Source organism: Paenibacillus yonginensis, assembly GCF_001685395.1.
In the GTDB taxonomy this organism is placed as follows: domain Bacteria; phylum Bacillota; class Bacilli; order Paenibacillales; family Paenibacillaceae; genus Fontibacillus; species Fontibacillus yonginensis.
The window spans coordinates 3,327,723-3,348,471 of the sequence record NZ_CP014167.1; the positions used below are offsets into that span (position 1 = coordinate 3,327,723).

17 protein-coding genes and 2 pseudogenes are annotated in these 20,749 nt (G+C 48.6%); 3 read left to right on the forward strand and 16 right to left on the reverse strand.

Annotation, left to right across the window (positions count from 1 at the left end; translation table 11 throughout):
- The first annotated feature begins 42 nt into the window (after positions 1–42).
- Positions 43–408: a hypothetical protein gene (locus AWM70_RS15020; protein ID WP_068697765.1), complete on the forward strand. Its 366-nt coding sequence runs from the start codon at positions 43–45 to the stop codon at positions 406–408.
- 106 nt (positions 409–514) lie between these two features.
- Here AWM70_RS15020 and AWM70_RS15025 read toward each other — a convergent pair whose 3' ends face one another.
- The 14 genes and pseudogenes from AWM70_RS15025 to AWM70_RS15090 form a co-directional block, all read right to left on the reverse strand.
- Positions 515–1,870, reverse strand: a complete 1,356-nt coding sequence (locus AWM70_RS15025; protein ID WP_068697767.1) for a glycoside hydrolase family 30 protein — start codon at positions 1,868–1,870, stop codon at positions 515–517.
- Positions 1,871–1,947: 77 nt separating this feature from the next.
- Positions 1,948–3,594, reverse strand: coding sequence for a type 2 periplasmic-binding domain-containing protein (locus AWM70_RS15030; RefSeq protein WP_206093360.1), 1,647 nt, complete (start codon positions 3,592–3,594; stop codon positions 1,948–1,950).
- A gap of 74 nt (positions 3,595–3,668) precedes the next feature.
- Positions 3,669–4,553: a carbohydrate ABC transporter permease gene (locus AWM70_RS15035; RefSeq protein WP_068697770.1), complete on the reverse strand. Its 885-nt coding sequence runs from the start codon at positions 4,551–4,553 to the stop codon at positions 3,669–3,671.
- 14 nt (positions 4,554–4,567) lie between these two features.
- Entirely contained in the window at positions 4,568–5,548 is a 981-nt protein-coding gene (locus AWM70_RS15040) for an ABC transporter permease (RefSeq protein ID WP_068697772.1), read from the reverse strand.
- Between the two features lie 137 nt (positions 5,549–5,685).
- The gene (locus AWM70_RS15045) at positions 5,686–6,696 is read right to left on the reverse strand and encodes a LacI family DNA-binding transcriptional regulator (RefSeq protein WP_068697774.1); all 1,011 of its coding nucleotides are present in this window, start codon (positions 6,694–6,696) and stop codon (positions 5,686–5,688) included.
- A 277-nt stretch (positions 6,697–6,973) separates the two neighbouring features.
- Positions 6,974–7,827, reverse strand: a pseudogene (locus AWM70_RS24330) (DUF6544 family protein).
- A 28-nt stretch (positions 7,828–7,855) separates the two neighbouring features.
- Positions 7,856–8,308 carry a MarR family winged helix-turn-helix transcriptional regulator gene (locus AWM70_RS15055; protein ID WP_068697784.1) on the reverse strand — a complete coding sequence of 151 codons (453 nt, stop codon included), beginning with the start codon at positions 8,306–8,308 and terminating at the stop codon, positions 7,856–7,858.
- A gap of 149 nt (positions 8,309–8,457) precedes the next feature.
- Positions 8,458–8,736, reverse strand: a complete 279-nt coding sequence (locus AWM70_RS15060; RefSeq protein WP_083180338.1) for a PTS sugar transporter subunit IIA — start codon at positions 8,734–8,736, stop codon at positions 8,458–8,460.
- A 16-nt stretch (positions 8,737–8,752) separates the two neighbouring features.
- Positions 8,753–9,787: a LacI family DNA-binding transcriptional regulator gene (locus tag AWM70_RS15065; RefSeq protein WP_068697788.1), complete on the reverse strand. Its 1,035-nt coding sequence runs from the start codon at positions 9,785–9,787 to the stop codon at positions 8,753–8,755.
- A gap of 126 nt (positions 9,788–9,913) precedes the next feature.
- Positions 9,914–11,311, reverse strand: a complete 1,398-nt coding sequence (locus AWM70_RS15070; RefSeq protein ID WP_068697790.1) for a PTS transporter subunit EIIC — start codon at positions 11,309–11,311, stop codon at positions 9,914–9,916.
- A gap of 307 nt (positions 11,312–11,618) precedes the next feature.
- Complete coding sequence (locus tag AWM70_RS15075; protein ID WP_068697792.1) at positions 11,619–12,413, reverse strand: SDR family NAD(P)-dependent oxidoreductase; 795 nt, start codon at positions 12,411–12,413, stop codon at positions 11,619–11,621.
- Between the two features lie 51 nt (positions 12,414–12,464).
- Positions 12,465–13,493 (reverse strand): helix-turn-helix transcriptional regulator, encoded by a 1,029-nt coding sequence (locus tag AWM70_RS15080; protein ID WP_068697795.1) that lies wholly within the window; start codon positions 13,491–13,493, stop codon positions 12,465–12,467.
- Between the two features lie 148 nt (positions 13,494–13,641).
- On the reverse strand, positions 13,642–14,505 hold the full coding sequence (locus AWM70_RS15085) for an SDR family NAD(P)-dependent oxidoreductase (RefSeq protein ID WP_068697797.1): 864 nt from the start codon (positions 14,503–14,505) through the stop codon (positions 13,642–13,644).
- 160 nt (positions 14,506–14,665) lie between these two features.
- Positions 14,666–15,424 carry an SDR family oxidoreductase gene (locus AWM70_RS15090; RefSeq protein ID WP_068697799.1) on the reverse strand — a complete coding sequence of 253 codons (759 nt, stop codon included), beginning with the start codon at positions 15,422–15,424 and terminating at the stop codon, positions 14,666–14,668.
- 182 nt (positions 15,425–15,606) lie between these two features.
- Between AWM70_RS15090 and AWM70_RS15095 the strand changes: the two genes are divergently transcribed.
- On the forward strand, positions 15,607–16,245 hold the full coding sequence (locus tag AWM70_RS15095; RefSeq protein WP_068697801.1) for a TetR/AcrR family transcriptional regulator: 639 nt from the start codon (positions 15,607–15,609) through the stop codon (positions 16,243–16,245).
- 208 nt (positions 16,246–16,453) lie between these two features.
- Here AWM70_RS15095 and AWM70_RS15100 read toward each other — a convergent pair whose 3' ends face one another.
- Positions 16,454–16,915, reverse strand: a complete 462-nt coding sequence (locus tag AWM70_RS15100) for a MarR family transcriptional regulator (RefSeq protein ID WP_237167727.1) — start codon at positions 16,913–16,915, stop codon at positions 16,454–16,456.
- A gap of 241 nt (positions 16,916–17,156) precedes the next feature.
- Between AWM70_RS15100 and AWM70_RS15105 the strand changes: the two are divergent.
- Positions 17,157–18,188, forward strand: a pseudogene (locus tag AWM70_RS15105) (nitroreductase family protein).
- A 328-nt stretch (positions 18,189–18,516) separates the two neighbouring features.
- Here the strand turns inward: AWM70_RS15105 and ilvB are convergent.
- Positions 18,517–20,229 (reverse strand): biosynthetic-type acetolactate synthase large subunit, encoded by a 1,713-nt coding sequence (gene ilvB, locus AWM70_RS15110; RefSeq protein ID WP_068700725.1) that lies wholly within the window; start codon positions 20,227–20,229, stop codon positions 18,517–18,519.
- Positions 20,230–20,749 lie beyond the last annotated feature (520 nt).

The following is a 20,749-nucleotide window of genomic DNA, read 5'->3' on the forward strand; positions in this document are numbered from 1 at the left end:
TTTTCGGGTCCTGCTTTCGTTCCGCCGCTTGGGAGGCCTACGATGGACGACATATTCCCGAATCCAAATGAAATTGCCTCAATCGAAGTTGTGGAAGCATCAGGTAGTGAACAAATTATCGGTTTTATCTTTGTGATCGCCGTTCTGCTGTTCGTTTATATTTGCATAATCAAAAAGGTGGGCTTTGCCGCCCCCAAAACGGCGCGCATTTACTGCAGCCATCATGCCGAGGTCGCTTTAGCGATCAAACAGAGATTAAATCGTGAGACCCGGTTAATCTCCCCGCCATCTCAGGCTGGCTCCAAAGCCCTGCTCAGCTGCGATATCAACCGGCTTGAAATTAGCAGGCTTGCAGCGATCGCCAGACTCGCCGACCCTGCATGTGATATCGAGGTCTCCGATAATTGAACCTGACCTTTCTTCCTTGTAAGGCAATCAAAAAAGCCTTCAGATCGCTTATGGCGATTTGAAGGCTTTTTCGCGGAAGCTGCACCGCAGCTGCTTCTTGGATCTGTTAATGGCCGGCCGGAATCCGGATGGACAAAGCGCTTTTGGCCGGCATAGGGAAAGCGATGATCTCGGCTCCCTGGAGTTTTAAGCTGACCGCTGCCTCCTGCTCACTGTCATTAAAGAGGACAACAGCCCTAGAGGCATCCTTATTCACAAAAGCCACGGAACGGATCGCTTCCTCACTCGATTCAGAGGCGATTCGCAAAGCGCCCGGACGAATGATTTTGCTGAAATGAGCCAAAGCATAATAATCCAAAGTATAAACAAGCTCGCGCGTCTGCTGGTTAACTTGCACGATTCCCCGGCATGTGCTGTTGCCAAATCCCGGGACCGTGGGTCCATTTTGCTCATCCAGCGCCATATTCCATAAGATAAAAGATTTGCTGTGGTTGCGCAGAATCTCAATCCCTGTCCGCATTACGTTGCTGAAGGCCTGCTCGAAAGGAGGAATCCATTCCCCGCCGGAGCCTTCCGTGAAATGCACTTCTTTGTTCGGGAATTTCTCGAACACTTCGCTTTGCGCCGATGGTTTCCCGCCGTACCAGTGCCACGCTACGCCGTCCACCTGCTCCATCGCCTGTTCCAAAACGGTCGTCGGGTAATCGGGACGATCCCAGTTATGATCATAACAAAGGATTTTGGTATGGAGTCCATGGCTAACGAATGCAGGCTTCAAATAATCTCTAACGAATTCGGCCTGAGCTTCAGCCAGCATCTTCATGCTCGGATAATGGCTTGGCTCATATAGGGGTTCATTCTGCGGCGTTACCGCATAAATATCAAGACCTTTTTCCCGATAAGCCTGGATATAACGTGCAAAGTATTCGGCAAAAGCCGGATAATATTCTTTCTTCAGTTCCCCCGTTTTCATGGAACCGCTTGTCTTCATCCAGGCCGGTGCACTCCATGGCGAAGCAAACAGCTTCACTTCAGGGTTCAGCTTCCTGGCTTTGTGCAGCAGAGGAATAATATCTTCTTCATCATGGGCGATGGAGAAATGCTTCAACTCCGGATCAATTTCGCCATCAGGCCTATCATTATAGCTGTAGATGGATCTTGCGTAATCAGAGGCTCCCATCGGATTCCTTAACACGGATATTCCTATCCCTTCTGACGGGTCAAACAAACGGGTCATGACCTCCGCCTGCTGCTCCATATCCAGAACTTGATGAATCAGATAAGCGGCCGAATCGGTAAAAGAAGCTCCGAATCCATCTATCTCCTGAAAGGTTTCTTTCTCGTCTAAGGTTACAGTAACTTTGTCACCCTCCGGTTTCGGACGGTTTGTCAGCTGCTGCGCAGACTGCTGTATAAACAGCTCGCCTTCCCCTTTGGACTGGTAAATCAATAGCTCGGACATGAAGTCGCCTCCTGATGTCAAATTAGGTTGAAGAAGAGAAGAGCCCTGCTTGTTCGGGGCCCTTCTTTCTAAACTGATTACTTGATTCCCAGTTTATCTCTGTTGGCCTGCATCTTCTCGCTGCGTATCTCAACGATTTTGCTCCAGTTGTTCTCATCAAGGAATTTCTTGTAAGCATCCAGCGTTTTATTGAAATCATCATCCGTCTTAGCTCTGATCAGACTAACGAGGGTCGTATTCCATGTAGTGTCAATTGCCGATAACGACCGTGCTTCCGGCGTACCTTGATCCGGGTTGATATTTTCCAGAATGAAATGGGGTTTCAGCTTGCCGTTGCCCCACTCCTGCAGCTGTTTGATCGCTTCCGGAGAGGAATCTTTATTCAGTGCTTTATAACGGTCGTGTCCAAAGAAAATAAATTCACCCATCCGGTAGTCCTTCTTGAACTTATCGGAATTGGTGAGCTGAAGCTCTTTCACAGCTGGCAAGAATTCTACCGTTCCATCCGAATTTTTCTTGTACGTTTCGCCTTCAATACCGAAGTTCACAAGCGCTTGGCCTTCGTCGCTCAGCAAATAAGTAAAGACTTGAATTGCTTTGGCTGGGTCCTTGGCTTTTTTCGTGATGTAGTTGATCATCCAGCCTGTAATCCCCGACTGGTTCAGTGTCGGCTGGTTGCCCACCGTGCTTTGTGGTCCGTCAACCGCAATGTATTTATCTTCAGGGTTATTGGTCATAAAAGTCTGCAGGTTGCCGCCTTGCTGAGGCACCCCGTCGAGCAGGATCGTCGCATATTTACCTGATTTCACCTTCTCTTCAAAAGCCGTACCGTCATCGGCAAAGCTGTCATCGCTGATATCGCCGTTGCGGTAAACGGTGTTAAGCGTTTTCAACCAGGTCAAGTAATCTTCATCCAGGTTGCGGTTATAGAACTTGCCGTCTTTGTCTTCCAGCGGAACGCCCAGATAGTCCTGAAGGACGTCGCCCAGCGAACCTGTACCGGTTCCGATCGAGTTGAAACCAAACGGAATCAGGGACGGGAACTGGCTTTTGATCTTCTCCATGGCACTAACAAACTCTTCCGGCGTCTTCATGCTAGGCTTGCCGATCGCCTCATAGACGTCCTGGCGGATAATGAAAGCCGTTTTAGCCGGAATGTCACCGCTGTCATAATCGGCCTGTGTATTGGAATAGTCCGGGTATCCATACGTTTTGCCGTCTTTCTGCTGGAACCAGTTCATCGTATCTTTGGCTGCTACCTGATTGAAATACGGATCATATTTCTCGGCCAGATCGTTAAGCGGCAGAGCCCATGTGGAGGCTTTCTGCGCAACAGCCGAATTGGAATCAAAAACAGTAATAATGTCAGGCATATCTCCGCCGGCGAAGAAGGTATTCAATTTCGTATCGTCACCGGTAATAAATTTGATGTTGATATTCAAATCTTCTTTAATTTTTTTGGTTACTGTATCTTTACCGAAGTCTGTATTCCACCAGTCCGCATTGACGTACCAGGTCAAATCGGTTGTTTCCTTTTTCGTATCCAGCTTCCATGCCGGTGTTGACGGGTCAGGTGTATAGCGGCCGTCCAAATCCGGAAGAGAAGCGCTTTTGCTCCCCCCTCCGCCACCGGAGCCGCAGGCGGTGATTGTCAGCATGACTGCCAGCAGGATGGCACCCAGCGAAAGTCCTTTTTTCCGCAATACTCTATTCATCTTTATCATGTTTGTTTACCTCCCTTTTTTATCAAAGCGATTACCCCTTGGACCAGACTTCACGTTAGTGTGCAGAATGTTTTTTATTCCTTCACCGCCCCCATCATAATGCCAGAGATAAAGTACCTTTGAAGCAATGGATAAATGACAACAATCGGCAGAGTGGTGATCACGATTGTCGCAAGTTGAACCCCTTTGGTGGTGGTTTCAATCACGGCCGAGCTTGCATTTTGCATGGACTGCGTCTGGGACTGCACAATGATCTCATACAGCTTCATCTGCAGCGGATATAAGGCCTGATCAGTAATGTACAGCTTAGTGGTCAAGAAATCATTCCACTGGCCGACCCCATTAAATAAAGCGATGGTAGCCATAGCCGGCATGGACAGAGGTATAAAAATCTTCAGGAAAATGCGCCATTCACCGGCACCGTCAATTTTCGCCGATTCTTCAAGGGCATCTGGCACATTGCGGAAGAAGTTCATCAGGATCACAACATCGTAATAACTGAAGAGGGCAGGAATAATGTACACCCAGAAGGTGTTTAACAGTCCCAGGGACTTAATCAGGAGATAGATCGGAATCATGCCGCCTGAGAAGAACATCGTGATGACACCCATCGCGACATACAATCGGCGTCCACGCAGATTTTTTTTGCTGAGCGCGTAACCGATCATCGCACAGAAGAAAACGTGAGTGACAACGCCAAGCACCGTCTTGGATACCGAGATGAAAAAGGCCTGCCAAATGCTGTCATCCTGGAATACGGCACGATAATTTTCCATAGAGAACTCGGGGCTCCAGAATATAAATCCGCCTTCTGCCAAAGCCCGCCCTGAGCTCAATGAGGAAATGATGACATTCCACAAAGGGATGATAATAACAAGGGTAATGATAATAAGCAGCGTTAAATTGAAGGCATTAAAGATACGGCTGTTTAAATCTTCCTTAATCGCCTTTCGATTCATGTAAATGCCTCCTCTTATAACACGGATTGATTGTCGTTCAGCTTGCTGGTCACTTTATTGGCTGTGACAAGCAGGATAACGGAAACAATGGAAACGCCCAAACCTACAGCGGTTGCGTAAGAGAAGTCCCCTTGAGTCAGACCCATACGATATACGTAGGAGTTGATGACCTCCGCCTTTTCCCGGTTCTGCGAGTTCATCAGCACCAAGGTTTGATCCAGGTTCGATCCCAATAAACCGCTTACAGTCAAGATCAGGTTTAAACTGATGATGGATCGCATGTTAGGGAGCGTAATATTCCAGATTTGCCGCAGGCGGCTTGCGCCATCGATCTTCGCGGCTTCATAGTAGGTAGGGTCAATCTTGGCCATGATGGCGAGATACAGGATCGTTCCCCAGCCTGCTTCCTTCCAAATATCAGATAAAGTGGCAATCCACCAGTATTTGCCCGGATCCAGCAAAATGTTCTGGCCCTTCGAAATAATCCCGAGATCCAGCAGGATTTGATTAAACAGCCCTGTTGTCGAGAACCAGTTGATCATCATGCCGCCGAGTACGATCCAAGACAGAAAGTGCGGCAAATAGGATACGGTTTGAACAAATTTCTTCATGCGTGTGAAGCTCAATTCGTAGATCATAATGGCCAAAATAATAGGAATGATGAACCCAATCCCTAATTTCAGAAAGCTGATGCCCAGCGTGTTGATAACCGCATCCCAAAAATATCGGTCAGACATAATAATTTTGAAATTCTCCATGCCTACCCATGGAGCAGAGTCCAGCGTATCGATGACCGTGTAGCTCTTAAAGGCAATGGTCAGACCGTAAATAGGAATATAACAAAAGATAATCATAAAAATGATGCCCGGAATGATCATCGACTGCAGTTCCCGTTGTCTCCAGAAATCCACAGCAAATTCCTTGATCTTTTGCCCGATCGTTCTTTTCTCGTTCAAATTGCTGCCAGACGGCTGTGTTACCGCTAATTTGGCCATGTCCTCTTCTCCCCCTTCAAGCTTTTGCCTTGTTGATTAATGAATGCAGTACAATAAAAACGTTTTTATTTTAGTGTAAAAAACCCCTAAAAAGTCCCTCCTCCTACCCGAATCCCGTTTCTTCACCTGTCTTTATCTCATTTGGACTCAAGCTTGACCTGGCTGCTGCCTCTGACAATCAGTTCGCCTTTCAGTCTTTGGCTGTGTCCCTGCTCTTTCTTCTCGATCATTCGGATCAGCTGCTCAATCGCCAGAATCCCCTGTCTTGCAATCTGATTCCTTACCGTTGTCAAAGGAGGAGAGAAATATGGAGCAATATCAATGTCGTCAAACCCAACGACACTAACCTGTGCGGGCACCTCATAACCGTGATTCTCCAGCGCTTTCATGCACCCGATCGCACTCAGGTCGTTCCCTGCCAGGAAAGCGTCCGGCAGCCGGTCTGGGTGCTGATGGATAAAGGACTTAATGGCGTTATAGGTGCTCTCTTCCTCAAAATATCCCTGCAAAATATATTCCTCTTTAATCGGTAGCTGGTATTGCTTGAGTGCGGCCAGGTAGCCTTCCTTCCGCTGCTCACTGTCAAACATCGTTTCGACCCCGGAAATATAAGCAATATGCTTATGACCCAGGCTGATTAAATATTTGGTGGCCTCATAGCCGGCGACGTAAGAATCAAAAATAATGCTGCCCATCGTCTCATTCTCAATATCGCGATCCAGAAAAACAGCTTTGACTTTGTCTTTCTTCATAGCGGCAATATCATTCTCATCAATCCGCAATTCTTCATAAATAATCACGCCATCAACCCGGCCGCCCAATATATTGTTCATAATGACCTGCTTATCACGGGTTACAAAGACATTCAGCCCATATCCATACCGGTCGCATTCCCGCGCCATCGTTTCAACCAGCTTGTAGAAGTATGGCCCCGACACACTTGTTGTAAAAAATCCGATCATATGGGTCTTCCCCGACTTTAACAGCTTGCCATTCAGATTAGGGACATAATTCAAACGTTGTGCCACTTCAAGCACATGCATTTTTGTCTCCGGATTAAGCACATCTACATCATTAAGAGCATTTGAGACCGTAGAGATGGAAACCCCAGCCTCGCGTGCTACATCTTTTATTGTTATTTTTGCCAAGGTGTTCACCTCAAAATAAAAACGTTTTTATAGTTGTTTCTAAGATTATCATAAAAGCGTTTCCATGACAACCCAAATCTTTCATGAAATTTCGAAACCGGCAGTATCCAAGGCTCCCCTAGGATACACAAAAACAACACCCACTTCCCTTCTGATAGGGAGCGGGCGTTGTACTTATTTTACAATAGAGCGCACGTCTTCAATTCCATTCCTGTTCTAACCTTCGTATCCATGAGCACCGTTATTGCTGTCCCGTCCAGAGCGGCGATTCCGGGAATCACTTCAGAACAGGATCGAACTCCGCTTCCTTCACTTCGAATCGAAACCAGTGAAACGGTCCCGTTCGCAGGTTCCAGCAAATCTCACCTTGCGAAGGAATGAGTATCCCCTGAAAGGGTTTGTAGGTTCCCATCCGAACCTCCCACTCTTCCATAGTGCAGGTTCCTCGATCTTCTTTAAATCGCTGCGCCACAAAACGAACGGGCTCTCCAGTTTCTTGAAAATAAAAGGTGCCCGACGCGTTGATACCTCCATAGGAGATGTTGGCTCGCGCTACATCGTCAGCGACGGCTTCCCAAGTAATATACGGCGACAAAGCCGCCGGGGGATACCAGACCATTTCAGCCAGATATCGTACCAGCGATCCCTGGTCAATCTCGCGGCCACGTGCATGCCCCACTTTAAACACGCCCATAAGCTTGATAAGCATATCGGCTTGACCGTTCAAGTACAAGTCTCTGCCATAAATCGCAACCCCCGGTGCCGCTGAATTCTCGCCATCCAGATGAAAGATGGCTGGTCAAGCAAGGAGTACTGCTTGGCGCGGAACGGCATCCAGGCTCCCTCGGGCTTCGTGCGCAGCATCCCTTCCTGCCTAATCCTAACGGATCGAATCGGCTTCCCTGCATCCAACGAACGAGTGAGACGCAACCACCTCAATACCGGCGGCGGCAACTGCTGCAACCTTTCTTCATTGAGTTGGATAACGGGCTCATGAGCGCATGCCTGCAGGAGAAGAGCGGTTTCCTTTTTTACGTTTCGCCGAAAAGTGAAATTTTGAACAAGCGCAGCTATGAGTAATCCTGATCCGATCACGACAACCGTAATGACTAAAATCTGAAGCCAATCCATGCGCCGCCTCCTCTACGATTCTCAATGATTAAGATGAAGAACGTGCTTCCAACTTCATGATGTTCGATATGAACTGGTCAATCAAGGCTGCGAAGTGCCGGAGATCATCCTCCGAGAAGCCGCCGAACAAATCATGTAAAAAAGCCAGCTCCCGATCCCCTCTCGCCGCAAAATACTCCTGACACCTCTCGGTAAGGCCGATTCGTTTGAACCGGCGATCCGAATCATCGACGGAAATCTGGACAAACCCTTTCTTTTCCAGACTCCGGACCATTTGCATGACATTCTGATGAGAGACACCGAGTACGCCGGCAATTTCTTTCACAGAGAGTATGCGCGGCTGACTTTTGTACATAATGGCAACCAAGAGCCACTGCTTCACCGTTACTTCGGGATCCAGCCGATCCCCGAGCACCTGCAGCCGATTGGCGATAATGAACAGCGAGGCGAAAATCTTCCCTTTATGCTCATCCACAGTCATCCCCTGCCTCTCCCGAACCAATAGGTAATATATTATATATCTAGCATGAGGATATTTTTCCTGTCAAGGAGATATGTTTTCTGTTCGTCAAAACCGTAACAAAACGCCCTGGCCTTTTTACGACCAGGGCGTACTTTTCGATTCATTTCTCAGCACTGAATGGTGATAACCGCTTGGGCAGGATCGCTCTGACTTGCAGCTACCTCCACCTGCTTCACACATTCCTGACCATTCGGTACAATGACAGGCGTTATCACGGGATAACCCGCTTGCTCAATCAGGGCGATGTCGAACTCCAGCAGCAGTTGTCCCCGGGTGATCACATCCCCCGTTTTGACATGTGCCGTAAAGCCCTCCCCCTTCAGAGATACGGTATTCATTCCGACATGAATCAGGATTTGCGCGCCTGAAGCGTGCTCCAGTATAATCGCATGGTTCCTCTCCTTACTCTCTACTTTTCACCGAGCTTCTTTCTATAATTTCCGAATGGAAAATAGCGCCCTTCTGCAGCTTCTGGACCAAATCGGCCTTAACTTTATTCCCCTCTAGCATGGCGATTAAGGATTTGGCCACTCTACGCATAATTTGCTGCTGATGCAGATCCACCGTCGTAATCGGCGGAGTGACCATTCTGGAGATTGGATAGTTGTTGTAACCTACAATGGATACGTCATCGGGCACAGCGATCCCTCTCTCCAGCAGCTTCTGCAAGCCTCCTACAGCCAGATCATCCGTAGCGTAAAAGATTCCGTCAACCCGGCCGGATTCAATGTGTTCCACAATGCTCTCCGTAATGCCGTAGCCGTGGTCATAATCGCTGCCGCGCGCTTCAAACACAAGCTCTTTATCCAGCTCAAATTGATATCTCTTCAACGTTCTCAAATATCCTTTATACCGATAGTTCGAGCCAATGGATGTCCGGCTTCCCCTCACGAAAGCAATCTTGCGATGTCCCTTGTCAATGAGATACTCGGTGATATCCTCCCCGACACGCTTATAATCGAGGGGGACATTGATCACATGTTCATTTGTAATCAGCTTGGCGGCCCGGCCCAGCACAAACACCGGCATATTCTTATTGGCATAAAGATTAATAAATTCCTCAGAGATAAATTTGGACATGCAGATGACCGCGTCCGCCCGATTCTCGGAAATAAACCGCTCAGCCGTTCCTTTATGCTTGTCATTCGCTGTAATAATGACCAAATCGATTTGCTTCGCAATCAACTCCTGCTGGATGACCTGCAAGGAGTCGGTAAAATAGGAACGGGTCGGGTTATCCGTAATCAGCAGCACGATATTGGTCTTCTGCCGCTGCAAATCAATCGCCGAGCCGTTCTTGATATAGTTAAGCTGCTTGGCAGCTTCTCTTACTTTGATCTTGGTCTTCTCGCCAATTTCCGGACTGTCATTCAATGCCATAGAAACCGCCGAAACTGAAATATCGAGTAATTTTGCAATATCCTTAATCGTTGCCATGGTTGTCTCACACCTCGCGCCTAGGGTTCCGTTTTTCTTTATATTATAGAGTACGCTCAAGGGATTTGCAGTTTCGGTTGCTCTATGGCTTCTGCTTGGCTAGTAGCGTGACAAACGGTTGGAAACCTACGACTTCTGTTTCTTGAACTGAATGTTTTGCTTGCTTAATAGAATCGTAGCAAAGAAGGAAACCGCCAAAGTTACCCCCACTGCGATGAAATAGGTCGTTGCCGTTGGCGAAGACAGAAAGGCCGGCAGGCCGAACAGACCCGTAAACGCAAAGTTCGTAATATAGGACTTGGTCATGCCGAAGATGATACCGCCAACTAAACCGCCCAGTGTGAGCGAGATGAAATATTTCTTGTTCTTCATGACAACCCCGTACAATCCCGGTTCAGTCACACCTGACAAGAAGTTGACGAAGGCGGAGGAACTGGCAATCGTTCTCTCTTCCTTGCTCTTGGAGATGACCATCACGGCGAGGCACACTCCAAGCAGCGCGTAGTTCCCCATTCCGCCTGAACCCAGGCTGTATTCCATGCCGTGTTCAGCCAGATAGGACAGTTGCAGGGGCAGCACAACCCAATGAATCCCCAGCATGATGACGTAAATGAACAGAGCGCCAAATACGGCGTTAAAAAGAATAACGTTGGAGTTCAGGAAGAACTCGTACCCATCAGCTACCAGATTCGCCAGCAGTCCGCCGACAGGGCCAAATACCATCAAAGTCAAAGGAACCATAATCAGCATGGACAAGAGCGGCACAAAGACGAATTGCAGCATCTTGGGCAGAAATCTTTTCAGGAGCTTATCCAGATGGGAGTAGGCCCAGATAGCTAAAATAATCGGAATAACCGTACTGGAAAAGTTCATCGCCGTAAACCGGATCCCCAGGAAGTCGATCACATTCCCCGTCGTCGTGATGCCCGTAATGTTCGGTTCCATCAATGCTGCGCCAATCGCTGCCCCGATGTAAGGGTTAGCCCCGAACTTCTGAGCTGCTGTGAAGGCAAGCAAGATCGGGAAGAAATAGATCAAGGCATTCCCTGCGCCAGCCAGGATTAAATAAGTGTTGCTGGTAGCCGGAAGTACCCCCGATTGAGCCAAAATATCAATAAGCCCTTTAATAATCCCCGATGTCGCCAAAATAGGAATATACGGCGTAAAAATCGCGGAAATCGTTGCCAGCAGCTTATCAAACCAGGACTTCTTGCTCCCCTTGGCATTAGTAGCCGGGCTTGCCGAGCTCGCCGCCGCGGCTCCTTCAGCCCCTGCGCCGCTCTCCAATTGCTGCATGATTTCAGCGTGCATCTCATTGACTGTAGGGCCGATGATGACCATCGTTTGCCCTTGAGCATCCATCACCCCCAGCACTTTCGGCAATGCTTTGAGCGCCTCGCGATCGGCCTTGGAACTATCATGCAGTTCAAAGCGCAGTCTTGTCGCGCAATGAATCAGGCTCGAAATGTTTTGGCTCCCTCCCACGAGTTTAATGATGCTTGTTGCCGTCTCTTTGTTACTCATTTGCGTCACCCCAGTAACTTTATCATGTACTAAAACCCGTTTACTGAAACGTTACAGTAGAAGCCTAAAAAAATATTTTGAACAAACTGAAACGTTTCAGTTATGCTCAAAAAAATAAATCCCTGCAGGTATGTGCCTAGTATAAGTGACAAGATTCGACTTGTCAATAAACCGTTTTCAAAAATAATGAAACTCCAGAACAAGACCATGAACTCCTTCACTGGCATTGGGTCAGTGAAAGAGCTTATGGTCTTGTTGGTTAAAGAGGCTGCTCGCTTTATTCCGCAGCAGCCCTGTGACAAAAAAATCAAAATAGGGTCGGTACCATTCCCCCATCCATGCGGATCGGGGATCCTTTGAAGGCGGATGCCATCGGGCTGCAGATGAAAGCAGTCAATCGGCCGATCTCCACGGGTCTGATAAACCGTCCGATTTCCGATTGAGGCAGGTTCTTCGTCATGAAGTCCTTCTCTTTCGCTTCAAAGGTCATCTCTTCGTTTGCATACACGCTCTCAATAATCTGGCGCACGTTCTCGGAGAGGGTGGGTCCCGGCAGGATCGTGTTCACTGTAACTTCGGTGCCGAGCGTCAGCTTGGACAAGCTCTTGGACAAGGACAGCAGCATCGATTTGGTTACGCTGTATTGAGGCATCTGTCCGGAAGGCATGACGGCCTCCTCACTTGCGATGAAGATAATACGGCCGTATTCGCGGCTCATCATGGAAGGCAAGTAAAACTTGCTTAAGGCGTTGGCAGCGAGAAAGTTCGTACGGAAGTACTTCTCCCATACAGCATCGTCTACGTCGTCATAGGACATGATCTCATAGATCCCCATGCTGTTGACGAGGATATCGACGTTGGGGAATTTCGCGAATAAAGCCTCCCTCTGCTGCGAATCGACGAGATCGGCAGCTGCATTTCGAGGTTCCGTTTCCGGGAATGCCGCTTGGATCTCAGCTACCGTACGCTCTACGTCATCGTTGTTACGACCATTTATGAGAACATGAACGCCTTCCCTGGCAAGTTCAAAGGCAATTGCTTTTCCTATGCCTCTAGTTGATCCCGTTACTAAAGCTGTCTTATTCTTTAATCCCATATCCATCTTGCCTACACTCCTTGTGTCTAGGATAGGGATTATGATACCTTGTTTCGTCTACTCGGTAACTAGTCCGGAACGCCAATTCTCTTGCGCAACACGCCAATTGGCAGGCGTCTCCCCTGTCCATAAGCGAAACGCGCGATAAAACGAATTTTGATCCTCATAGCCGACTAGAAAAGCGACCTCTTTGATCTCCAGCGCAGAGTCCGCCAAGTAAGCGACGGCCATCTCCCGCCTCGTTTTTGCCAGCAACTGCTTAAAGCTTTCGCCTTCTTCCGTCAGCCTGCGCTGCAAGGTGCGCTCGCTCATCCCGAGCTCGGCGGCTACGGTTTGGATGTTGATTCTCCCTTGAGTCAGGCATCGGGACAGGACCCACTGCACCTTAGCGCTCACGGTGAGCTGGCCCTGCCGTTCTTCCAGCGTACGATCCAAGGAGGGCGTCAGAATCTCGAGAAGTTCTTCGTTATATGACGTGAAGGGGCGGTCCAGATCCTCACGCTTCAGCGTTAGACGATTGCGATCCGCCCCTATCCGTACGCGGCAGCCGAAATAACTTTCAAGGGCTTGGACGTCGCCCATGTAATTTATAAATTCTACGGAATGTGCCTTCAGTTGACGGCCGGTTCCCCGGCGTCCGAGCTCAAGCAGGTAGGCGAGCGTAATGCCGACAAGCACCGGCGGTCCGGGCAACTCGGCATGCTGCCATTCCAATTCAATTGCATATTGCTCGCCTTCTTCCTGAATCCTCAAGTTTTCCGGAGGACACATTTGCTTATAACGGGCCATTCGGTTCAGCGCGTCCCGGTAGTCGCGAGCGTGAAAGGTCGCCAAAGCAGCCGGCGGATACTGAGCGGTCTCGTACGCGGTTGCAAGCTTGACGATTCCCGTAGCGATGTCCCCGACTAATTCGGAATAAGCTTGCCAGATGGAATAATATTGTGCCGTCGTCACGAACGGTTCGGTGATGACGGTTAGCGGCAGACGTGCCTGGCGCGCTACCGCAATGGGTTCCACCCCTATTCCCTCCAGGCTGGTCCAGAAACCCGGCGCAATCTTGATTCGGTCTACAGAAGGAGCATTCATAGTTGGTAATCGACCTCCAAGGACAAAGTCAAATTGCAATCATCCACGAACCGCGGACCATTGATTCTTGATTATAGCCTATTCAAGGGGGGCCAGGCCACCCGGGTCATTATTCCTTTGCGGTAGACTCGTGATATTTTGTTCTGCGTTATCGTTGAACACTCCCGCCAAGAAATTCATGGCTATATATATCAGTGATTCTATCCAGCACACGCTGCGCGTGTTCTGTAAACTTCAAGCCCGCAACCCGGTTCTTGAACAAAAACACGCCGGTTTCATTGCGGTGTTTGCCGAGGGCCGCCTCAAACAACAGGTTGGCGCCATGCGTAGGTGGAGAGGAGAAAAATCTCATAAACAGTTCAAAGCCTGCGGTCAGTCCGGAATCTTTCCCTTTTCTTAGCGTGTTGTTAATGCCTGGATCAACGCTGCGGATTTTGATGCCTTCCTTGGCAAGCTGCGGTGCGATCGCTTGGGTCCACAACGAAAGGGCCAGCTTTGAAGTCGCATAGGGTCCATACATTTTGCGGAAGGTTTTGGGGTGCTCCAGATTTTCCATTGAAAAATCCTTCGTAAATCTGAACACCTGCGACGAAGTGTTAATCACCGTTTTTAAGCTGCCGTTCTTTATCAGTTCCTTCAATTCCATCAGAATAATATAGGGAACGACCGTCAACAATTCATAATGCAATTCGCGGCCTTGCTTCGAATAGCGCAGCTCACTTAAGCCTCCTCCGGCGTTGTTAAACAAAATATCAATCCGCTGCTCCTTGCTTTTGATTTCTTCCAAAGCGTGTCTCAAGCTGTCATAATCGGTGAGATCCTTCACCTTATAGGCCCGGAGCTGTCCGTCCTTGAGATGATCCTGGAGGAATTTATCATCCGCTGGAAAATCCGACCGGATTAAAGCAGCCACCTGCCAATTCTCCGCCAACATTTTCCGGGTCAATGCCAACCCGATCCCGCTGCTTGCGCCTGTAATCAGTGCGTTAGGTTCCCGTTGGTTCTTACTCAAAGCATGTCCTCCTTCATTCAGAATTCCACCAGTTATATCTGTTTATCAGCCGGAGTCGGCAGGAAGATCCGTTTGCCATGGGCACTCCCACTCCGGCTGATTTCGGGCAGCTGTACGCCCCCTGCTTAACTTTAATAGTCAGGTATACGAACTGAGGAGCTTAGATCTGGGAGCCGCCTCCATCAACAGGGAACTCAGCCCCGGTGGTATAGGTGGCCTCAAATGCCAGGAAGGCAACAGTCTTGGCTACCTCAACTGGATCGCCTAAACGCAGCATAGGGATCTGCTGTCTCATCTGTTCCTTTGTCTGCTTTGCAGCTTCTTCCGGCATTGACTTCTCCATGATGCCTGTATCAATAACACCCGGACTGACTGCGTTGACGCGAATATTTCGAGGCAATAACTCGCGCGCCAGCCCCCGAGTCATGGAGCGAAGCGCCGCTTTACTAGCTGCGTAAGCACTGAGCATCGGGAGACCCACTACGTTCACGATTGAGGTGGTAAGGACTACCCCGCTTCCTGAGCTAAGCAACGGAGCGAGTTTCTGCACGGTAAAGTAAGGTCCTTTGGCATTGATGGTAAGTATCTCGTCGTACTTTTCTTCTGTCATTGTCTCGAAAGGGACAAACCCTGTGACACCAGCGTTAACGAACAGAGCATCTATGGTTCCAAATTCAGCTTTCACTCGATCAGCTAACGCGGCGATATCCTTCGATGAGGCGGCATCACTTATAACGGTGATTGCGTTATTGCCGAGTTGTTCACGAGCCGCATCCAACGTCGCCTGAGTACGTCCAGTAATCAGAACTTGTGCGCCTTCATCCACCAGCAACTTCGCCGTTGCAAGACCGATTCCGCTGCTACCTCCCGTGATCACGACCTTTTTGTCTGAGAATTTCCCCTTATTGAATGATTCCATTTAAATGCTCCTCCCTTTGGTTAATCCGTAATCGGATGATTAGGTACATGAGCGATTATACTGCAATAAATTTAATAAGTAAACAAAATTAATTAGATTAGTTAATTTAATTATTTAAGTACATAAAAGTCAGCAAATTTGTTATACTGTATTTTATAGGCATCAAAGGGAGGTACTTTTCCGTGAGAAAAGCTGTGAGTGCAGAAACATATGTGGAAAAAATAAAAACCATTATAAGAAAAACAAAATTCAGCCAGCTGAAAATCGACGATCTCGCAAAATATATGGATATCAGCAAAGTGACACTTTATAAGCATTTTTCCTCCAAGGATGACATCATTGAGCAAGTCGTTAATTATTACATTGATTATTCGAAGAAAGCTGACACCGTTGTCAAAGATGATTCCGTCTCTTTTTTGGATCGTTTTCAATTAACATTTTTACAATCCTTGATGTGTGCCGCGTATATCTCTGATTTGTTCTTGCAGGATCTTAAGGAATTTTATCCGCGCCATTTTGAGAATCTGTCCGTTGCGCTGCAAAATCGGAATAAAAGCCTACAAACTTTTTTTGAATCCGGTATGGAGCAGCAGATCTTCAACAGATTGAATGCCGTGTTGTTTATGGTTCAGGATGACGCTGTGCTGCGACGCTTTATCGAGCCGTCATTTTCGATTCAATATGATATTACTTTGAAACAAGCAATTTTGGAGTTCTACTACATGAAGCAGTATCAATTGCTAAAACCTGAATATCTAAAGATCATAGATAATTCCGATATTGAACGGAAGATCATTAATATTTTGCAAGCCATTTCATAAGTGAAACGCCGATATCCATTTTCCGTGGTGTTACGCTGAACGCAGGATAGGTCAAGGGCGTCAAAAAAAGGAACTCCCCTTGAGGAATCCCTTCTTATAAAAATTATAATTTTCAACTTTACATCCTCTTTTAGTTGGAAGCTGGGGCTGGGCCGACATCTTCTGCTGGAGGTGCGCCAACCTTGAAGCTTTCACCTCAAGTACAGCTTTATTCCCCTTCACGCTTCCCATGTTCTCCTTCCCCGTTTGCGATTTTTTCTTTATGTTGAATTATCATTTGAAAGAACTTCAGGACGGCCTGAAGCTCCGATTCCGAAAAGTCGTTCATTGAATCGATAAACCGGTTCTCGATGATGACATGCATCCTGGCATGAACCTCGAAGATCTGCCGGCCTTTGGGCGTCAGGCTGAAATAGACTTCTTTTTTGTTGTCGTTCATTTGGCTGCGCTTGATGTAGCCTTCCTCCAGCAGCTTGGTGCTGATCTTGGTAATGCTCGCCTTGGATAAATTCATTTTCTCTGCAATGGAAGTATTATTGATAGGCTCATAATGACCGATGCAGTCGATGGTATGGACGCTGGTTAGATTGGTTGGGAACGAACTGAGCCCTTCCAGCCGGGCAAAATCCGCAAATTCTTCGCTCTCGATCGCAAAGAGTTGTTCGGTCAAATGTGAAAAATGAAGAAATCGGCTGTACAGCAACCTCTTAAGTCCCTCGGACGAGTTCATATCTTCTGTCTCCCCTTATTGTTTATCTGTAAACCAACATATCACAATTCATTCAAGCAATCAAACCGCATCATTCATCCAAATTTCCATTTGACAACACACCACACCTGAATATATAGTTTACTTATTAACAAAATAAATTGTTAACCAGTTAATAATATGAGTAAAGAAGGGAATTCTTATGAATACTTCTGCAACGATAAGAGAACGAAGAACGATTCGCAAATTCAAGTCTACGCCGGTCCCGCAAGAGCAGATTATTTCCTTGTTGCATGAAGCCGCCGGTTTGTATGAAACCGAGGGCAATCCAAGCTGGCGCTGCATCTATTAAAATTCCCTGGAATCGCGTCAACGACTGGCCGGAAGCATGCTCTCCAAAATCAAGGAAAGTCGTTTCGGCAAGTTCATCCCCGACAAAATGACCGACTTCTATAGCAAACAAGCCACCGAGATTCCCGCTCACTTGGTTTTCATTACGGAATCCGCCAACACACGGCAGCAAAGCGACGAGAATTATTCCGCGGTTTGCAGCATCATGCAGAATTTCCAGCTGCTAGGCTGGGAGCAAGGACTGGGCATGCTGTGGTATACGGACCCGCTAATCATGAGCGAGACTTTCTTCAAGGAAATCGGATTGCAGAACGGGGAGCGTTTTGCCGGGATTCTGAGTATCGGATACTTTGATAAAGTGCCCCGAGCCCGGAAGAGAACGCCGGCGGAACAGAAATGGACGATGATCGGTGGGGATGACCACCCGCATCCGCATACGAATGCGGACACGCTGCCGTATTCCCCGCAAACCATTCTGGGAATGTTGAATGAAGCTGTCTATGCGCCAAACGACGGGATGCGGGAACCGTGGCGTTTTGTTTATGTAACAGGAGAAGAAGCGGCCGGCAGGCTTCGCAGTCTGCAAGGGAGCTCGTCCACGACATTCCTGCTCATCGTAGCCAAGGAAGAAAGCGATCTCCACAAGCAGGATGAAGATTACGCGGCCGTATGCTGTCTGATTCAGAACTTTCAATTATTGGCCAAGACCAACCTCGGGCACGTTTACCGAACCCTTCCGGAATGGACTTACAATCGAGAAAATTGTACGCCATTTGGAATTCGGCCTCAGGAACGGATCGTCGCAGTGCTGGAATTCGGTGCAGACATTCGCCGCCCAAGCTCTGCATCCACACCTCCGGCGGTGAACGTCACGCAACGTTAGCTTTTTCGAAAGAACCTATAGTTTTAAGCACCAGATTACGCAAAAAATCACCCTTTCTGTAGCGGTTTTGGTTGCCATAAGAGTTGTGTGTTACGCTGAATGAACTCCGCGGCACCTTGACCTTGCATCCGGCGATATGGAATGAATGTGAATTTCCATAGAGTTGCCCTCATAAAAAAGTAATAGCTGCCCTCTAAATCGAAAAAGCGACAGCCGTGGACGAGAAATAAAGTCCTAGACTTTCGCTTTTTCATTGTTTCATTGAACGTTTTGTTACCTGTTAAATTAAACCCATAAAAGGATTAAGCAATCTACCTCTTCAGCGTAATTATTCACCGTCCCCTAGAATCATTTGGTCCAGCGGCGTACCGGCAAGCACCATGGGGTACACATTCTCATTAGCCGGGATGACGAACTCGACGAGCACAGGTCCTGTCGTCTGCAGCGCTTCTAACCAAACCTTGGCGGCTTCTTCTTTGTTCGTTGCCCTTAATCCCTTGACTCCGTATGCTTCCGCAAGCTTGACGAAATCCGGACTGCCGGACAGATCAATTTGGCTGTAGCGACGTTCGTACATCAATTCCTGCTGCTGCTTAACCATGCCGAGCACCTGGTTGTTCAACACTACGATCTTGACCGGAATCTGATGAATTGCGCAGATCGCCATCTCCTGCGCGCACATCTGCATGCCCCCGTCGCCGTTGATCGAGACGACGAGACGATCCGGATTTCCGACTTGCACACCAATCGCAGCCGGGAAGCCAAAACCCATCGTGCCAAGACCGCCCGACGTGATGAGTGAGCGAGGATGCTTGAAGCGGTAAAACTGCGCGGTCCACATTTGATGCTGACCTACATCCGTAGTGATGATTGCATTTCCTTGCGTCGTCTCGCTAATCATCTCGAGCACATATTGTGGTTTAATGACAGTATCCGAATCAGTATACCGAAGCGGATGCTGTACCTTATACTCTTGAAGCTGCTCGAGCCAGGTATCCGTCTGGGCTGCTTGCGCTTTCGTGTTCGCATAAGCCAGCAGGTTTCTAATATCGCCGGTGCATGCGAGATCTGTCTTGACGTTCTTGCCGATTTCCGCAGGATCAATATCGATATGGGCGATACGTTTGGCATGAGGCGCAAACCCATCCAGCTTCATCGTAACCCGGTCATCGAAACGCGAGCCGATCGAAATAAGAAGATCCGCATTCTGTACCGCCATGTTCGCCGCATATACGCCATGATGTCCGAGCATGCCCAGCCGCAACTCGTCATCGCTCGGAAACCCGCCGAGGCCGAGCAAAGTCGTCGCGACCGGAATCCGAGTAGTGTGGACGAACTTGATCAGCTCCTGCGAGGAGTTCGAATAGACCACGCCGCCGCCCGCGATAATAACCGGCTTACGCGCTTCTGCAATCGCTTGAAGCAGCGCATCCATTTCTGCCGGATTCGGTTCCGGAGCTCCGTGGTATCCGCGCAACCGAACCGTTTCCGCTGGACGATATGCCATCCGCTGATGGGTCACGTCTTTTGGAATATCGATCACGACAGGACCTTTGCGGCCCGTATTTGCGATGAAGAACGCTTCATGAATGATGCGAGGAAGGTCGTGTACATTCCGAACCATGTAGTTGTGCTTCGTAATCGGCATCGTGATGCTAATAATGTCCGCTTCCTGAAAAGCATCCGTGCCCATTACGGCCGTAGATACGTTCCCCGTTATGATCACCAGCGGCACCGAATCCATATAGGCGGTTGCAATGCCGGTCACCAGATTTGTTGCTCCTGGACCGGATGTCGCAAGGCATACCCCAACCTTCCCCGTCGACCTGGCATAACCATCCGCCGCGTGAATGGCACCTTGTTCGTGCCGGGTCAAGATATGTTTGAATTCAGGCTGATGGACCATTGCGTCGTAAATATAGAGCACATTACCTCCCGGATAGCCGAATACGCACTCTACCCCTTCCTGCAGCAAGCCGCGCAAAAGCACCTCCGAACCGGTGATATGTTCCTCTGATGGCGTCGTTGTTTCATTCGTCATTCCTAATTGCTGTTCCACTCGGGCAGCCTCCTTTGCAAAATAAAATCCCCTCTCCTCCTGAGCAAACTGACAGCGACCCAGTCAGCTTCATACAGGGACGAAAGGGGATTTTTTCGCGGTACCACCCAAGTTCGCTGCCACCCTCGCGGATGCAGCCTCATGAGGTAAGGCCGATGCCTTACCTGCGGCGCGTTAACGAGCACCATTTCGGTTGAGTCTACTTGCGGTCATGGAATAAGAACAGCCGCTTTCGGTTAACAGCTCCGAGACGACACTATACATGCGTTACGACGGAGGTTTCAGCAATCCCTCCGCTCTCTGGGCATAACCGCCATTGCTGGCTTTCTCTTCATTGCCTGTTGATATTAAACAAATAACCCCTTCCTTCCCAAGGCTCGAAGCAGATGCTTAAAGCCTTGGGACGAAAGGGGAATGTTCGCGGTACCACCCAGGTTCACTGCAATCTCGCAATTGCAGTCTCACGAGGTAAAGCTGACGCTTTACCTGCAGCATGTTAACG

Coding starts and splice junctions, on each gene's coding strand:
- AWM70_RS15075 (WP_068697792.1), bottom strand. CDS start 12,413: ATGGATATGGGATTAAAGAATAAGACAGCTTTAGTAACGGGATCAACT.
- AWM70_RS15035 (WP_068697770.1), bottom strand. CDS start 4,553: ATGAATCGAAAGGCGATTAAGGAAGATTTAAACAGCCGTATCTTTAAT.
- AWM70_RS15090 (WP_068697799.1), bottom strand. CDS start 15,424: ATGGAATCATTCAATAAGGGGAAATTCTCAGACAAAAAGGTCGTGATC.
- AWM70_RS15080 (WP_068697795.1), bottom strand. CDS start 13,493: ATGAATGCTCCTTCTGTAGACCGAATCAAGATTGCGCCGGGTTTCTGG.
- AWM70_RS15040 (WP_068697772.1), bottom strand. CDS start 5,548: ATGGCCAAATTAGCGGTAACACAGCCGTCTGGCAGCAATTTGAACGAG.
- AWM70_RS15055 (WP_068697784.1), bottom strand. CDS start 8,308: ATGACTGTGGATGAGCATAAAGGGAAGATTTTCGCCTCGCTGTTCATT.
- AWM70_RS15070 (WP_068697790.1), bottom strand. CDS start 11,311: ATGAGTAACAAAGAGACGGCAACAAGCATCATTAAACTCGTGGGAGGG.
- AWM70_RS15025 (WP_068697767.1), bottom strand. CDS start 1,870: ATGTCCGAGCTATTGATTTACCAGTCCAAAGGGGAAGGCGAGCTGTTT.
- AWM70_RS15020 (WP_068697765.1), top strand. CDS start 43: ATGGACGACATATTCCCGAATCCAAATGAAATTGCCTCAATCGAAGTT.
- AWM70_RS15030 (WP_206093360.1), bottom strand. CDS start 3,594: ATGATAAAGATGAATAGAGTATTGCGGAAAAAAGGACTTTCGCTGGGT.
- AWM70_RS15065 (WP_068697788.1), bottom strand. CDS start 9,787: ATGGCAACGATTAAGGATATTGCAAAATTACTCGATATTTCAGTTTCG.
- ilvB (WP_068700725.1), bottom strand. CDS start 20,229: ATGACGAATGAAACAACGACGCCATCAGAGGAACATATCACCGGTTCG.